The 15,783-nt window shown below is 69.6% G+C and carries 14 protein-coding genes; 10 read left to right on the forward strand and 4 right to left on the reverse strand.

From position 1 onward, the window contains the following. Positions 1-40: 40 nt before the first annotated feature. A complete protein-coding gene (locus IE307_RS35895) occupies positions 41-568 on the reverse strand; it encodes an FKBP-type peptidyl-prolyl cis-trans isomerase (RefSeq protein WP_191303875.1) in 528 nt (175 codons plus the stop codon). A 305-nt stretch (positions 569-873) separates the two neighbouring features. Between IE307_RS35895 and IE307_RS35900 the strand changes: the two genes are divergently transcribed. The 4 genes from IE307_RS35900 to IE307_RS35915 are packed head-to-tail and all read left to right on the forward strand — an operon-like array spanning position 874 to position 3,630. After that, positions 874-1,947 carry a hypothetical protein gene (locus tag IE307_RS35900; RefSeq protein WP_373306068.1) on the forward strand — a complete coding sequence of 358 codons (1,074 nt, stop codon included), beginning with the start codon at positions 874-876 and terminating at the stop codon, positions 1,945-1,947. Positions 1,948-1,953: 6 nt separating this feature from the next. Beyond that, the gene (locus tag IE307_RS35905) at positions 1,954-2,601 is read left to right on the forward strand and encodes a hypothetical protein (protein ID WP_191303876.1); all 648 of its coding nucleotides are present in this window, start codon (positions 1,954-1,956) and stop codon (positions 2,599-2,601) included. Between the two features lie 58 nt (positions 2,602-2,659). Beyond that, entirely contained in the window at positions 2,660-3,313 is a 654-nt protein-coding gene (locus IE307_RS35910) for an HD domain-containing protein (protein ID WP_373306069.1), read from the forward strand. Further along, positions 3,277-3,630, forward strand: a complete 354-nt coding sequence (locus IE307_RS35915) for a hypothetical protein (protein ID WP_191303881.1) — start codon at positions 3,277-3,279, stop codon at positions 3,628-3,630. The genes IE307_RS35910 and IE307_RS35915 overlap by 37 nt, the downstream gene beginning before the upstream one ends. On the opposite strand, the gene IE307_RS35920 is transcribed toward IE307_RS35915, so the two are convergent. Together IE307_RS35920 and IE307_RS35925 are read right to left on the reverse strand one after the other, a co-directional pair. Beyond that, positions 3,623-5,536 (reverse strand): hypothetical protein, encoded by a 1,914-nt coding sequence (locus IE307_RS35920; RefSeq protein ID WP_191303882.1) that lies wholly within the window; start codon positions 5,534-5,536, stop codon positions 3,623-3,625. The two genes, IE307_RS35915 and IE307_RS35920, sit on opposite strands and share 8 nt — an antisense overlap. Before the next feature lie 22 nt (positions 5,537-5,558). Next, complete coding sequence (locus IE307_RS35925) at positions 5,559-6,491, reverse strand: heme o synthase (protein WP_191303884.1); 933 nt, start codon at positions 6,489-6,491, stop codon at positions 5,559-5,561. A gap of 252 nt (positions 6,492-6,743) precedes the next feature. Between IE307_RS35925 and tkt the strand changes: the two genes are divergently transcribed. Genes tkt through pgl form a run of 6 tightly spaced genes read left to right on the forward strand, consistent with a single transcriptional unit; the run spans position 6,744 to position 14,888 of the window. After that, positions 6,744-8,834 (forward strand): transketolase, encoded by a 2,091-nt coding sequence (gene tkt, locus IE307_RS35930; protein WP_191303886.1) that lies wholly within the window; start codon positions 6,744-6,746, stop codon positions 8,832-8,834. Continuing rightward, entirely contained in the window at positions 8,831-9,943 is a 1,113-nt protein-coding gene (tal, locus tag IE307_RS35935; RefSeq protein WP_191303887.1) for a transaldolase, read from the forward strand. The genes tkt and tal overlap by 4 nt, the downstream gene beginning before the upstream one ends. 25 nt (positions 9,944-9,968) lie before the next feature. After that, entirely contained in the window at positions 9,969-11,555 is a 1,587-nt protein-coding gene (locus tag IE307_RS35940; protein WP_229905413.1) for a phosphoglucose isomerase-related protein, read from the forward strand. A gap of 53 nt (positions 11,556-11,608) precedes the next feature. After that, positions 11,609-13,096 (forward strand): glucose-6-phosphate dehydrogenase, encoded by a 1,488-nt coding sequence (gene zwf / locus IE307_RS35945; RefSeq protein WP_229905438.1) that lies wholly within the window; start codon positions 11,609-11,611, stop codon positions 13,094-13,096. Then, a complete protein-coding gene (opcA, locus tag IE307_RS35950) occupies positions 13,093-14,112 on the forward strand; it encodes a glucose-6-phosphate dehydrogenase assembly protein OpcA (protein ID WP_191303891.1) in 1,020 nt (339 codons plus the stop codon). Before zwf ends, opcA begins: the two co-directional genes overlap by 4 nt. Continuing rightward, the gene (pgl, locus tag IE307_RS35955; RefSeq protein WP_191303892.1) at positions 14,109-14,888 is read left to right on the forward strand and encodes a 6-phosphogluconolactonase; all 780 of its coding nucleotides are present in this window, start codon (positions 14,109-14,111) and stop codon (positions 14,886-14,888) included. Before opcA ends, pgl begins: the two co-directional genes overlap by 4 nt. Before the next feature lie 2 nt (positions 14,889-14,890). Here the strand turns inward: pgl and IE307_RS35960 are convergent, their stop codons facing one another. Further along, complete coding sequence (locus IE307_RS35960) at positions 14,891-15,781, reverse strand: M48 family metalloprotease (protein ID WP_191303893.1); 891 nt, start codon at positions 15,779-15,781, stop codon at positions 14,891-14,893. Positions 15,782-15,783 lie beyond the last annotated feature (2 nt).

Raw genomic sequence — 15,783 nt, forward strand, 5'->3', positions numbered from 1 at the left:
AGGCCCCGACCGGTGCCGGTCGGGGCCTTCGTCGCGAGGATCAGGCGGGGGTGACCTTCACGCCGTCGATGACGAAGACGAGCGTCTCGTTCGCCTTGATGCCCTGACCGCCCTTGCCGTAGCCCTTGGCGGGCGGCACCACCAGCAGGCGGCGGCCCTTCTCCTTGAGCCCGACGATGCCCTCGTTCCAGCCGTCGATGACCGGCGCCTGGCCGACGTTCTCAACGTCGAACGGCGCACCGCGCTCGAAGGAGCTGTCGAGGATCTTCTTGTCGGAGAACGTCGTGAGCTGGTAGTTGACCGAGGCCGTCGTGCCCGCCTTCACCTCGGCGCCGGTGCCGGGCACCAGGTCCTTGACGAGGAGCTCGTCGGTGGGCTTGCAGGACGGGATCTCGACCTTGGGCGCAGCGCCGAAGTCGCCGCTGACCTTGAAGTCGTCGATCTTGCAGGGGTTCGTCGGCGTGGCGGTCGACGACCCGCCCGCCGAGGGCTGGGCCGAGCCGGCGCAGCCGCTGAGGCCGGCGGCCGCCGCGAGCGCGACAGAAGCGATGAGCAGGACGTTACGCATGGTGGGTGAGCGTATTCGGACGGGTGTGAGCGGCGTGTAGCAGGCCGCGCCACCTCGTCTGGACCGCTCCGCCCGGCGGCCCAGCGCCGTGGAGGGCCGAGCGGGCTAAAACACGCGTGATGGGTGCGTTCGGGTGGGTGGGTCACCCTCATCCGACTCGTCGAGCGGCGGTGGCGACAGGGCGTCACCAACGCGCACGAGTGCGGACCGGCGACTGGGCCCAAGGGCGGTTATTCCGGTTCTGGATATCGCACGAATAGCAGCTTCCTTATCTTTTGACCGACGCGTACAGTAACTCCGCGCACATGATCGGACACCGAGAGCATTCGTCCGTTCGGGTAGCGACCAATCTGGTGACCCAGGAGGTGGAACACGTGTCCGCGGAGGCCGGAGGCATCCGCAGCAACCTGATCAGTGAGTTGTTCTGGACTCGGACCGGGTTGCTCCTCCTCATACTCGTCGTGACGTCGGGTGCGTCGCTGGCCATTTCCAGTCAAATGGATTCCGGGGCAGCGAGAAACCTGCTGACAGCGTTGGGGACGGGCACGCTCATTTCGGCGGTGGTCAGCTTCACGCAGACGCTGATCACGTCGAAAGCCGCGCAGAAAGCACTTCTCGCGCCGGTGATCGAGGAGAGCCGCAAGGCCCTGCGGGAGCTCACCCAGGAGTACCGGGCGCTCGACCGCGAGTTCTTCCCCAGTCACGTGTTCGAGCCGACGGCCAAGCCGGACCCGATGTTCAACCAGCTGATGATGCAGGACCTGGAGCGGACGCGGCTGTACTGCTTCCGCGGGTTCGCCGGGCGCTACGCGGCGGGAAGAGTGCTGCTCAGCCAGACGGAGTGCGAGCTCAGGGCCGTGCTGGCCGACCCGCGCGACGACAACGCGATCAGCGGCCGGGCGCGGTACCTGCTGCGCAACGAGGGCGCCGACGGCGACTACGACGAGATCCAGCGACAGCTCAAGGAGCAGATCTCCATAGGGCTCGTCGGGCTCTACGCCGCGCGCAGCCGGTGCACTCGCATCGACGTCACCATCGTTTCGGATCCGCCGCGCGACCGGCTCGAGTTGTTCGACGACTCCGTGTGGCTCACGCTCTACAGCAACACCGCGGGAGTGCTCAGGCCGTATCCGCGCACGCTCAGGTTCACCGAGAGCTCGTTCCTTTACGCGATGGAGCGCGCGGAGTTCCTGCGCATCAGCAATTCCAGGGCCGGCTACCACTTCGCCATCACGCCGGCGACGACGCGCGACGACTTCCTGGCGTTGTTCGAGAAGATCACCGGCGAAGCACTCACCAAAGACGGTTTCGCCGAACTCGAAGCCAAGTTCCACGCATTCCGTCGCGAATTCTCCGCATCCGCTCAGTTGAGGAGCTGATCGATCTTGCTAGCCGAGTTCACCGGGTTGTCCGCGCTCGAGGAGCTCGCCGCGCGGGTGAAGCGCGCCGAATTTCCCGTGGTCGACCACTGGGCCGACGTCGGCACCTGGTTCACCGAGTGGGCGGCCCGGCCCGAGCTGCGCAAAGAACTGCGCGCGCACATCGACGGCCTCTCGCCCCAGGACGCGACCTGGGTGATAGCGCACTCCCGCGAGACGACGACGCACTTCGCGTGGTGCCTCAGAGACGAAGCGGACGACCCGTTCACGTTCTGGCTGCACGAGTACAAACCGCTGGCCGACTGGCGGGCCGGCTACGCCGACTCCGTGCACAACCACCGCTACCACTTCTGCACCACCATCCTGAGCGGCGCCTACCTGCACGAACGCTTCGACGCCCGGCTCGGCATCGGCGGACGCACGATCGTCGGCACGGAGCTCACGAACCGCACCCAGTGCACCGAGGGCGCCACGGGCACGATGCTCGCGCACGAGTTCCACCGCATCCCCCGTGCGGCGGACGGGACCATGACGTTCCTGGTCAAGTCGCGCGCCGTGAACCCGTGGAGCCTGAGCTACGACCCGGACACCGGCATCAGCCACCGGCACGTGCCCGTCGAGGACAGGTTGGAGGATCTGACGAACCACCTGTGAAGCGCCACTGAGGCGCGTGCGACACGCCTACCATCAGCCCACCTGGTCGGGAGGGCTGATGATGCGTACGCGCACAAGGATTCCGAGGTCTGCCACAGCGGACGTGGAGCAACGGGTGAAGCGGCTGTGCGAGGACCTGGCCGCCAAGCTGCAGTTCCACGGCTGGCACCACGTGAGCTTCGTCCGCGACAAGTCCGTGCACTTCGCCGAACGCAACGGCGCCGCACGGGACGTCGTGGAGGTCGCGGCACTGGTGCACGACCTCAACTACATGGTCCGCCGCAACTCGCTGCCGACGGACGGGGCGGCGTTGCGCCGGAAGGTCCTCTTCGTCGCCGGCGTCTCGCAGGGCGACATCGAGTGGATCGAGCAGATCGTCCTCGAGGCCGAGATGCGCACGCGCTCCCGCGACATCTCGCTGGAGGCGCAGGCGCTGTCCGACGCGGACACGCTGTTCAAGGCGCTGCCGGTCACGCCGGTCGTCCTGGCGCACAAGTACCTGCAGGAGAACGGCATCACCTTGCGCGAACTCGCGCACAAGATCGTGGGCGAGCAGGTGGGCAAAGCCGACGAGGGCTACTACTTTTACGACCCGGAGGCCGCCGCGACCTACACCAAGTGGGCCGAGACGAACCTCCTGTTGTGGAAGTGCATCGTTGAGTCCCTCGACGACCCGTGCGTCGAGGACCTGCTGACCAAGGTGGCGTTCTGAGCACGTTCTTCGTCGAAAACGGCACGGAGTCGGTCGCCGCCGGCGACTACGACCCGCGTGAGGCCGTCGTCGTGTGGCATGAGGTGTTCAACGAGGTGTGGGCACCTCTGCCCGACGACAACGTTGTCGCGCTGCCCGAGGCGCTCGTGGCGCAGCTCGTCAAAGCCGATCCGGCGCGGATGCACGATGTCGCGCTCTCGTGGGCGCCTCTCGTCGGCATGGGCTTCCACGAGGCGTTCGCGCACCTCAGCGAGTTGTCGCAGCTCGCGCGCACGGCCGTGAGCCGAGCCGGGACGGTCTACCTGGAGATCACCTGAGGCGCAGGTCCGCGCCGGCGTGCAGGGCGTAGGCGAGCCCCAGCACGTTGCCGCGGCCGAGCATCTCCCAGCGCGTGCGCCGCACGGCCTCTCCAGCGGGCATGCCGCCGACGAGCCTCGCGAGCAGCATGCCGCTCACCCACCCCGCCATGCCCTGGTCGACGGGCACCTCCGGGCAGATCACGCCCGCGGCGCCCGCCCGGTTCACGAACGGGTCCACGAGGTGCCCGGCCGGTGAGGTCGTCACGACCAGGGGCCGGTGGGGCCAGCCGTCGATCTCCACGTCCTGCAGGACGCCGTCGCCGTAGACGAGGTGCAGGACGTCCGCGCGCACGTCCGCCAACGCGCGCGCGACCTCGGGTGGGCTGACGTAGGCGGACCAGAACGACTCCGGCGGCAGGAACGACATCAGCTCGGCCACGTGCCGCTGGCTCAGCGTCCTGTCCATGCCGGGGTCCACGGTCACCGCGACCTCGACCTGGCGCTCGGCCGGTGCGACCTGCCACGCGAGCGGGCCCGCCGGCTGTTCCAGCACGCGGGAGAGTCCCCAGAAACCGAAGGGGCACAGCACGTTGCCGCCGTGGTCCGGTTCCGGGCACAGCGGCGGGACCTCTCCCCCGGCGCCGAACGGGCCGAACCGCGACACGGACGCGCAGAGCCGGTACGGGCCTTCGGTGAACGGCAGTTCGTAGACGTGGGCCCACGGCACGCGCGTCGGGCCCACCACCGCGATCCCGCCACCGCGCCGGATCGCCGCGCCGTCCGGGAACAGCCGTGCGTGCAGCGCCGCACCCCGCACCGCGAACGCGGCCAGGTCCTCGCAGTACGCCGGGAAACCCTTGCCGTACCAGGGATCCAGCCCGGACACGGCGGGCAGCTCACCGGCGGCGCCCACGCCGGTCCACGACGGCACCCCGCCGGCCGACACCAGCCCTCGTTCGCCGAGCACCAGCACCGACGCCGCCCGCGAGGACAGCGGCCCGAGATCGGCGAACGTCCGCGACAACCGGAGCCGCAGGCGCGTGCGGGACTCACCGCCTCCGACCGGCAGCACGACCTGCTGGACGTGCACCGGCACGGCACCGCGGTAGACGACCAGCTCACCGGTCCACGGCACGGACGCGTAGGGCGTCGTCACCGGGAAGCTCACCCACGGCGGGGCCCCGTCGGCGGGCAGCACGAACGGCTCGGAAAGCACCTCGCGCCCGTTCATCGCGAGCACGATCCGCATGTCGAGGTCGGCGGGCAGCACGGGACCGGAGCCGACGCGCGCCCACACCTCGTACTCGGCACCCGGCCGCAACGCCCCCGCGATGCCCTCGGTCGCGCCGGGGAGCGCGACCATGACCGTCACGGACCGGTCCACGACCACGGGAGGCGGGGCGGGCAGCGAGGTGTAGGTCATCATCCGGCGCCGTTCCAGCTCGCGGAACTGCCAGATGACGTCCTCGACGCGACCCTCACCGGCACCGCGCGGCACGGCGAGCACCGTGTGGGGAGCGCTCCAGCCGACCAGCACCGACGCGGTGTCCACACCGGGCACCCACGTGTGGATGGCGGTGAACAGCACGACCGGCCGCCCGAGCCCGCGCAGTGACGCCACGACCGGCGCCGTGTCCCAGGAGCGCGTGTCGTGCAACGCCACGACGTCGCCGGGCACGGCCGCGAGCGAGGGCAGCGAGGAGGCCGACGAGAAGTGCCGGAGGTCGAGGACGGCGAACCGCAGCACGCGCACCTGCGTCGGCACCGCGGACGACCCGGCCGCTCCGACCGGCAGACCCCGGCTGACCTGCGCCCAGCCGCCCGGATCGGTGATCACGACGAGCGAGGAGGCCGGTGTCAGCGCCGCGACGAAGTCCAGTGGCGAGCCTTCACCACCGGTGACGGTGAACTCAACGGGCGCCACAGCCGTACGCCTGGAGGTGCAGCTAGAACGGCCAGCCAAGCACCGGCAACCCGACCACGGCGTCCACGGCGAGACCGCAGAACACGAGCATCAGGTAGAGGTTCGACATGTGGAAGAACTTCATGGTGTTCGTGGATCCGCCGCGGCGCACGACGTTGTGCAACTTGTGCGCGAAGACGGCGAACCACACGCCGGACAGCGCCGCGATCGCCACGTAGATCCACGAGGTGACCGGAGCCAGGGCGAGCGTGCAGAAGACGGTGATCCAGCTGTAGATCACGATCTGCCGCGTCACCTGCTGAGCTGTGGCCACCACGGGCAGCATCGGCACGCCTGCTCGGGCGTAGTCCTCCTTGAACTTCATCGCGAGGGCCCAGGTGTGCGGCGGGGTCCAGAAGAAGATCACGCCGAACATGACCAGGGCAGGCCACTCGACGGTGCCCGTCACCGCGCTCCAGCCGATGATCACCGGCATGCAGCCCGCCATGCCGCCCCAGATGATGTTCTGGGACGTGCGGCGCTTGAGGACCAGCGTGTAGACGAAGATGTAGAAGAGGATGGTCGCCACCGCGAACGCGGCCGACATCAGGTTGACGAAGATCCACAGGAACGCGAACGAGAAGACGCCGAGCGCGATGCCGAAGATCAGGGCGTTGCGCGGGGGGATGGCGTTGTGCGCGAGCGGGCGGGAGGCCGTCCGCTTCATGACCGAGTCGATGTCGGCGTCCACGAAGCAGTTGAGGGCGTTTGCCGACCCCGCGGCGAGGGTACCGCCGGTGAGAGTGCAGGCGATCAGCCACAGCGGCGGCAGGCCGTGCTGGGCGAGGAGCATCGCGGGGATCGTGGTGATCAGCAGGAGCTCGATGACCCGCGGCTTGGTGAGCGCCACGTAGGCGCCGACCACCTGGCGAGGCGTCCTCTGCGGGGCCTCAGCAACGAGATTGCCGGCACTCATCGCGTGAACGCTCCTCGTGTAGCAAGTGGTGGGAAATCCAGCGACTGATGGTAACCGCGGGAAGAATTCACAGCCCGTTCGGGTGCTGGTGTGCCCCGCCACACATGTGCCTGGGACCTTTCGGAGCACCTTCTGAATCTTCCAGGACTAGGCTGGCCGGAGGACGTGGGAGAGACGCGGGTGAGGCTCTTCGGGATCGATTCCGAAGGGGCTGCGCACCCGCCCTAGCGACAAGTTTGGAGCTGTAAGTCCGTGACCGTCACCGACGACATCGCCCGGCTCACCAAGGCCGATCTGCCTGACGACTGGACCGATCTCGACAAGCGCGCCGTCGACACCGCGCGCGTGCTCGCGGCGGACGCCGTGCAGAACGTCGGCAACGGCCATCCCGGTACGGCGATGAGCCTCGCCCCGCTCGCGTACACGCTGTTCCAGCGCGTCATGCGGCACGACCCCGCCGACGCGGACTGGATCGGCCGCGACCGGTTCGTGCTCTCCGCGGGCCACTCCAGCCTCACGCTGTACGTCCAGCTGTTCCTGTCGGGCTACGGCCTGGAGCTCGACGACCTCAAGCACCTGCGCAAGTGGGGCTCGAAGACGCCGGGCCACCCCGAGCACGGCCACACCAGGGGCGTCGAGATCACGACGGGCCCGCTGGGCTCCGGTCTCGCCTCCGCCGTCGGCATGGCCATGGCCGCCCGCCGCGAGCGCGGCCTGTTCGACCCGTCCGCCGCGCAGGGCGAGAGCCCGTTCGACCACCACATCTTCGTGATCGCCTCCGACGGTGACATCGAGGAGGGCGTCACCTCCGAGGCCTCGTCGATCGCGGGCACGCAGCAGCTGGGCAACCTGGTCGTCTTCTACGACGACAACAAGATCTCCATCGAGGACGACACGACGATCGCGCTGTCCGAGGACACCGCGGCGCGCTACGAGGCCTACGGCTGGCACGTCCAGGTCGTGGAGTCCGGCGAGAACGTCAAGGGCATCCTCGAGGCCGTCGAGAAGGCCAAGGCCGTCACCGACAAGCCGTCGTTCATCCTGCTGCGCACGATCATCGGCTTCCCTGCGCCGAACAAGCAGAACACCGGTGCCGCGCACGGTGCGGCGCTCGGCGTCGACGAGGTCAAGGCCACCAAGGAGATCCTCGGCTTCGACCCGGAGAAGTCCTTCGACGTCGCCGACGAGGTCCTGGCGCACGCCCGCGAGGTCGTCAAGCGCGGCGAGCACGCCAAGGCCGAGTGGCAGAAGAGCTTCGACGCGTGGGCCTCGGCCAACGCCGAGAACAAGGAGCTGCTCGACCGCCTCGTCGCCCGCGAGCTGCCGCAGGGCTGGGACGCCGACCTGCCCGCCTACGAGGTGGGCGGCAAGGAGATCTCGACCCGCAAGGCCTCCGGTGAGGCCATCAACGGGCTGGCGAAGCGCCTGCCCGAGCTGTGGGGCGGTTCGGCCGACCTGGCCGAGTCGAACCTGACCACGATCAAGGACGCCAAGTCGTTCGGCCCGGAGTCGATCTCCACGAAGATGTGGAAGGCCGACCCGTACGGCCGCGTGCTGCACTTCGGTGTCCGCGAGCACGCCATGGGCGCCATCCTCAACGGCATCGCGCTGCACGGCCCGACCCGCCCGTTCGGTGGCACGTTCCTCGTGTTCTCCGACTACATGCGCCCGTCGGTGCGCCTCGCCGCGATCATGCAGGCCGCCGTCACGTACGTGTGGACGCACGACTCCATCGGCCTGGGCGAGGACGGCCCGACGCACCAGCCGATCGAGCACCTCGCCGCCCTGCGCGCGATCCCGGACTTCGCCGTCGTCCGCCCCGGTGACGCGAACGAGACCGCGTACGCCTGGAAGGCCACCATCGAGCAGCTCGGCCCGGTCGGGTTCGCGCTGAGCCGGCAGAACCTGCCGATCCTGGAGGGCACCTCCGCGGAGGGCGTCAAGCGCGGCGGCTACGTGCTCTCCGGTGACGACAACCCCGAGATCGTGATCATCGGCACAGGCTCTGAGCTGCAGGTCGCCGCCGAGGCGGGGAAGGTCCTGCAGGGCGAGGGCGTTGCAGTGCGCGTGGTCTCCATGCCGTCGATCGAGTGGTTCGAGAAGCAGGACGCCGAGTACCGCGAGTCGGTCATCCCGTCCTCGGTCAGGGCGCGCGTCGTGGTGGAAGCCGGTATCGCGCAGCCGTGGTACCGCTACGTCGGCGACGCCGGCGAGATCGTCTCGATCGAGCACTTCGGTGCCTCGGCCGACTACCAGGTCCTGTTCAAGGAGTTCGGCTTCACGACGGACGACGTCGTCGCCGCCGCACGCCGTTCCCTTGACAACGTGAGGGGTAACAAGTGAGCAAGCCGAATCTGGACGCCCTGTCCGGCGCCGGAGTCTCCATCTGGCTCGACGACCTGTCCCGCGAGCGGCTCACCAGCGGCAACCTGGACGAGCTGATCCGCGACTGGAACGTCGTCGGCGTGACGACGAACCCGACGATCTTCGCGGGCGCCCTGTCGAAGGGCGAGTCCTACGACGAGCAGGTGCGCGAGCTGTCGTCGCGCGGTGCCGACGTCGAGGCGACCATCCGCGAGGTCACGACCACGGACGTGCGCAACGCGTGCGACAAGTTCCGCGACATCTACAACTCGACGAACGGTGTGGACGGCCGCGTCTCCATCGAGGTCGACCCGCGCCTCGCGTTCGAGACGGACAAGACCGTCGCCGAGGCGCAGGACCTGTGGAAGACCGTGGACCGGCCGAACCTGCTGGTGAAGATCCCGGCGACCGAGGCGGGCATCCCGGCCATCACCAAGGTGATCGCCGAGGGCATCTCCGTCAACGTGACGCTGATCTTCTCCGTCGAGCGGTACGAGAAGGTCATGGAGGCCTACGTCGCGGGCCTCGAGCAGGCCAAGGCGAACGGCCACGACCTGCGCTCGATCCACTCGGTCGCGTCGTTCTTCGTGTCGCGGGTGGACACCGAGATCGACAAGCGCCTGGACAAGATCGGCACGGACGAGGCGACCGCCCTCAAGGGCAAGGCCGCCCTCGCCAACGCGTGGATCGCCTACGGAGCGTTCGAGAAGACGTTCCAGGGCGAGCGCTGGGAGGCCCTCAAGGCGGACGGCGCCCACGCGCAGCGTCCGCTGTGGGCGTCGACCGGTGTGAAGGACCCGAGTTACTCCCCCACCCTCTACGTCGACCAGCTCGTCGTCGCCGACGTCGTGAACACGATGCCGGAGAAGACGCTGCACGCGGTCGCCGACGGCGGCAAGATCACCGGTGACACGGTCACCGGTCGCGCTGCCGAGGGCCAGGAAGTGTTCGACCGGCTCGCCGCCGTGGGAATCGACCTCCAGGACGTGTTCGTCGCGCTGGAGACCGAGGGCGTCGAGAAGTTCGAGAAGTCCTGGGTGGAGTTGCTCGAGACGGTGAAGAACCAACTGGCTCAACTGAAGGGCTGATCACCAAGTGACCTCCGTCGAAATCGTGAGGTCACCGAACGCCGACCAGGTCAGCACGATCGCTGCTGACCTGGTCGCGGATTCGGTGCCGAGCAAGCTGACCGCGCAGGACCCGACCCTGTGGGGGCCGGAAGCCGAGTCCGAGGCGAGCATTCGCCTCTCGTGGACGACGTTGCACGAGACGTCCCGTGCTCTGCTCCCCGATCTCGTGGCACTGCGCGAGGAACTGCACGCCGAGGGCGTCGACCGCGTCGTGCTCGCCGGGATGGGCGGCTCGTCGCTCGCCCCCGAGGTGATCACGCGGACCGCGGGCGTGCCGCTGGTCGTGCTGGACACCACCGATCCCGCCCAGGTCGCCGACGCTCTCGCCGGTGACCTCGAGCGCACGGTGATCGTGGTGTCGTCCAAGTCCGGTGGGACCGTTGAGACCGACAGCCACCGGCGCATCTTCGAGAAGGCCTTCACCGACGCGGGCATCAACGCCGCGTCGCGCATCGTGGTGGTCACCGACCCCGGCTCGCCGTTGCAGAAGGCGTCCGAGGAAGCGGGCTACCGCAAGGTGTTCCTGGCCGACCCGAACGTCGGCGGCCGGTACTCGGCGCTGACGGCGTTCGGCCTGGTGCCGTCCTACCTGGCCGGTGCGGACGTCGAGGAACTCCTCGACGACGCGGCCGAGGTCGCGAAGCTGGTCTCGGAGGACTCCGCCGAGAACCCCGCCGTCGTCCTCGCCGGGATCTTCGGCGCCGCGCACGCGCACGGTGCCGAGAAGATCGTCTTCGCCGACACCGGTTCCGGCATCAAGGGCTTCGGCGACTGGGCCGAGCAGCTGATCGCCGAGTCGACCGGCAAGAACGGCACCGGCCTGCTGCCGGTCGTCGTCGAGGGCCCCGGCGCTCCCGGTTTCGTGGACGCGCGTTCCGACGCCACGACCGTCGCGATCGGTCCGGCCACCGGCTCCGCGCACGTCGCGGTCGAGGGCAAGCTCGGCGCGCAGTTCCTGTTGTGGGAGTACGCGACCGCGCTCGTCGGCCGGGTGCTCGGCATCAACCCGTTCGACCAGCCCGACGTCGAGGCCGCGAAGAAGGCCTCCCGCGCGCTGCTCGACGCGCCGGCCGTCGCCGCGACCGTTCCGTCTTTCGTGGACGGTCCGGTGCAGGGCCACGGCACGGACTGGGCGCCGCGCAAGGTGCACACCGTCGCGGAGGCGCTGGCGGCGATCGTCGAGGTGGCGCCCGAGCACGGCTACATCTCCGTCCAGGCGTACCTGGACAGGATCGACGACGCGTCGTTCGAGCTGCTGCGCGCGGAGATCGCGAAGAAGACGCACCTGCAGACCACGTTCGGCTGGGGCCCGCGCTTCCTGCACTCGACCGGCCAGTACCACAAGGGCGGTCACCAGAACGGCGTGTTCGTCCAGATCACCGGCGAGTCCGGCGACGACCTGGAGGTGCCCGGCCGTCCCTACACGCTGGCGCAGCTGCAGCTCGCGCAGGCGCTCGGCGACGGTCAGGTGCTCGCCGAGCACGGTCGCCCGGTGCTGCGCCTGCACCTCGAGGACCGGATCTCCGGACTGGCCCAGCTCGTCGAGGCAGTCCAGGAGGACGGCTCGTGACCACATCCGCCGCCCAGTGGAACAACCCGCTGCGGGACGCGCGCGACAAGCGCATGCCCCGCATCGCGGGCCCGAGCGCGCTGGTCATCTTCGGTGTCACCGGTGACCTGTCGCGCAAGAAGCTCATGCCGGCGATCTACGACCTCGCGAACCGGGGTCTGCTGCCGCCGGGCTTCGGTCTCGTCGGGTTCGCCCGCCGCGACTGGGCCGACCAGGACTTCATGAAGGTCGTCCACGACGCCGTCAAGGAGCACGCGCGCACGCCGTTCAACGAGGCCGTGTGGCAGCAGCTCGCCGAAGGCATCCGGTTCGTGCAGGGCACGTTCGACGACGACGCGTCGTTCGACAACCTGGCCTCGTGCCTGGCCGCCCTGGACGCCGAGCGCGGCACGGGCGGCAACCACGCGTTCTACCTGTCGATCCCGCCGGGCGCGTTCCCGACGGTGGTCAACCAGCTCAAGCGCGCGGGCCTCGCCCAGACGGCACCGGACCAGTGGCGCCGCGTCGTCATCGAGAAGCCGTTCGGTCACGACCTGGCCTCCGCCAAGGAGCTCAACCGCACGGTCAACGAGGTCTTCCCCGAGGAGTCGGTGTTCCGCATCGACCACTACCTCGGCAAGGAGACCGTGCAGAACATCCTGGCGCTGCGGTTCGCGAACCAGCTGTACGAACCCATCTGGAACTCGAACTACGTCGACCACGTGCAGATCACCATGGCCGAGGACATCGGTCTCGGTGGCCGCGCGGGGTACTACGACGGCATCGGCGCCACGCGTGACGTGATCCAGAACCACCTGCTGCAGCTGCTCGCGCTGATCGCGATGGAGGAGCCGGTCTCGTTCAAGCCGGCCGACCTGCGCGCGGAGAAGGTGAAGATCCTCTCGGCGACGCGTCCCGCGCAGCCGTTCGAGGAGACCACCTCGCGCGGTCAGTACACCGGTGGCTGGCAGGGCGGCCAGAAGGTCCCGGGCCTGCTCGAGGAGGGCGGTTTCTCGCCCGAGTCGAAGACCGAGACGTTCGGCGCGATCACCTGCGAGGTCAACACCCGCCGCTGGGCCGGGGTGCCGTTCTACCTGCGCACCGGCAAGCGCCTGGGCCGTCGTGTCACCGAGGTGGCCGTGGTGTTCAAGCGGGCGCCGCACCTGCCGTTCGACGACACCGCGACCGAGGAGCTCGGTCAGAACGCCCTGGTGGTCCGGGTTCAGCCGGACGAGGGCGTGACGATCCGGTTCGGGTCGAAGGTGCCGGGCAACACGATGGAGGTCCGCGACGTCACGATGGACTTCGGCTACGGCCACTCGTTCACCGAGTCGTCGCCGGAGGCCTACGAGCGGCTGCTGCTCGACGTGCTGCTCGGTGAGCCGTCGCTGTTCCCGAAGAACGACGAGGTCGAGCTCTCCTGGGAGATCCTCGACCCGATCCTCGACTTCTGGGCGCGCAAGGACGAACCCGCTCTGGAGAAGTACAAGGCCGGAACCTGGGGCCCGCCGTCGGCGGAGACGATGACCTCCAGGACCGGAAGGCAGTGGAGGCGTCCGTGATCATCGACCTGCCCTCGACCACCACCTCCCAGATCAACTCGCGGCTGGTCCGCCTCCGTGACGAAGGCGGTGCGACGACCCTGGGCCGCGTGCTGACCCTCGTGATCGTCACGGAGGACGGCCAGCGCACCGACGCCGCGATCGACGCGGCCAACGACGCCTCGCGCGAGCACCCGTGTCGCGTGATCGTCGTGGCCCGCGGCGCTCGTCAGGCGGCTCCCCGCCTGGACGCGCAGATCCGCGTCGGTGGCGACGCGGGTGCCTCGGAAGTCGTCGTGCTGCGGCTCTACGGTGAACTGGCCAAGGAAGGCGCCTCGTGCGTCATGCCGCTGCTGCTGCCGGACACCCCGGTCGTGGCGTGGTGGCCGTTCGACGCGCCGGTGTCGCCGTCGAAGGACCCGATCGGCCAGCTCGCGCAGCGCCGCATCACCGACGCGGCCGCCGAGAAGAACCCGATCAAGGCCCTGGAGACCCGACGTGCGCACTACGCGCCGGGCGACACGGACCTGGCGTGGACGCGCCTGACGTTGTGGCGCGCCATGCTCGCCTCGTCGCTGGACCTGCCCCCGTACGAGAAGGTCTCGGAGGCGGAGGTGACCGGCGAGGCCGACTCGCCGTCCACGGACCTGCTCGCCGCGTGGCTGTCGGACCGGCTGAAGGTGCCGGCCAAGCGCTTCAAGGCGACGTCGGGTGAGGGCATCGTGGAGGTGCGGCTCGTCCGCCCGTCCGGCGACGTCGACCTGTTGCGCCCGGACGGCAAGGTGGGCACGCTCTCGCAGCCCGGCCAGCCCGAGCGCAGGGTGGCGCTGCAGCGCCGTTCGGTGCGCGACTGCCTCGCCGAGGAGCTGCGCCGTCTCGACCCCGACGAGGTCTACGCGGCGGCGCTGAAGTCGCTGGCGAAGGTCTCGAAGGGCCGTGCGCACGCTCCGAAGTCCGAGGAGCAGGCCGCGGACGCGTCGAACGGCGAGGCGGCCGCCCCGGTCGCGAAGAAGTCCAAGGCGAAGGCGAGTTCGTGAGCACTCCCCAAGTCGTGGTGCACCGCGACGGCGACCTCCTGGCCGCCGCCGCGGCGGCACGCCTGGTCACCCGCATGGTCGACGCCCAGGCCGCACGCGGCCACGCGTCGGTCGTGCTGACCGGCGGCCGCACCGGCACCGCCGTCCTGGAACACCTGAACCGCAACGCGGCACGCGACGCCGTGGACTGGTCGCGCGTCGACCTGTTCTGGGGCGACGAGCGCTTCCTGCCTTCCGGGCACCCGGATCGCAACGAGACGCAGGCCCGCGCCGCCCTGCTGGACCACGTCCCGCTGGACCCGTCGCGGGTGCACGTGATGGAGCCCTCGGACGGCAAGTTCGGCGACGACCCCGAGGCGGCCGCCGCGGCCTACGCGGACGTGCTCGCCTCGTTGGCCCGGCCGGAGGACCACAGCGACGTGCCCACGTTCGACGTGTGCCTGCTGGGCGTCGGCGAGGAGGGGCACGTGGCGTCGGTGTTCCCCGACTCCCCTGCCGTGCACGAGGAGGAACGCACGGTCGTCGCCGTGCGCAACTGCCCGAAGCCGCCTCCCACCCGTGTCTCGCTGACGTTGTCGTCGGTGCGGCGCGCGCAGGAGGTCTGGCTGATGACGACAGGCGAGGCCAAGGCCGCCGCGGTGGCCATGGCCCTGACCGGCGCCGGCGAGGTGCAACTGCCCGCCGCGGGTGCCACGGGGCAGCGCAGGACGTTGTGGCTGCTGGACACGGCGGCCTCCTCGAAGGTCCCGGCGTTGTTCACACCGCCACTGGCTTGACGTCAGGCCCTCAGGCTCCGGCCTGAGGGCCTTTCCTTTTCGTGCAGCTTCCTGATGCGATGCGCGCACGACGGGTGCGAGGCCAGCATCCGCGCCTTGAGGCCGGCCCTGGCGCGTTGCTCGTCGTGCCCCTGCTTCACCCACCGCTGCAACACCTCGAGCAACATCGGCCCGTACCCCAGCTCGGCCGAGATCCGGTCCGCGTACAACTCGGTCCGCCTGCTCGACAGCGCCAGCAACGGCGCGATCACCGGCACCAGCAAGACCCACGGACTCGCCACCACCGCCACCGCCGCCAGCCCCACGATCACCACGACGCTGGCGGCCAGCGCCCACCAGGTGCCGATCCTCCGCCCGATGCCGTAGACGCCCGCCCCCGTGCGCACCACGAGCCGCACCACCGCCCGCGCCGGCAACTCGTACCACCACCGCAACAACGAGATCCTGGTGTGCCCGGCGAGGTGGTGCCCGACCTCGTGCGCCAGCACCGCCTCCAACTGCCGCGCGGGCAACCCGAGCGCCGCCGTCGACACCGCCACGACGTGCCCGCCGACCGCCATCGCGTTGATCTCCTTGGAGTTCTCGATCCGCAGCCAGTACCGCACCGGATCCACCCCCGCCGCCCCGCACACCTCCTCGAGCAACGGCTCCAGCACAGCGCGCTCCTTCCCTGTCGGCCCGCGCAGGTTGAGGGCGAGGACGGCGATCGCCCGGTCCATCAGCGGCACGAACACGACCAGCCCGGACACCAGCCACAGCACCGGGAACAACCACAGCCGCTCCGGCACCACGGCCCTGCCGACGAGGCCGACCAGCAGCAGGCTGCTCAGCACCGTCGGCACCCCGAGCAGCAACTCGAACACGGCGGGCAGGTCGAAGCGTCGTCGGCGCACCG

This window comes from Lentzea cavernae (assembly GCF_014653695.1).
GTDB lineage: Bacteria > Actinomycetota > Actinomycetes > Mycobacteriales > Pseudonocardiaceae > Lentzea > Lentzea cavernae.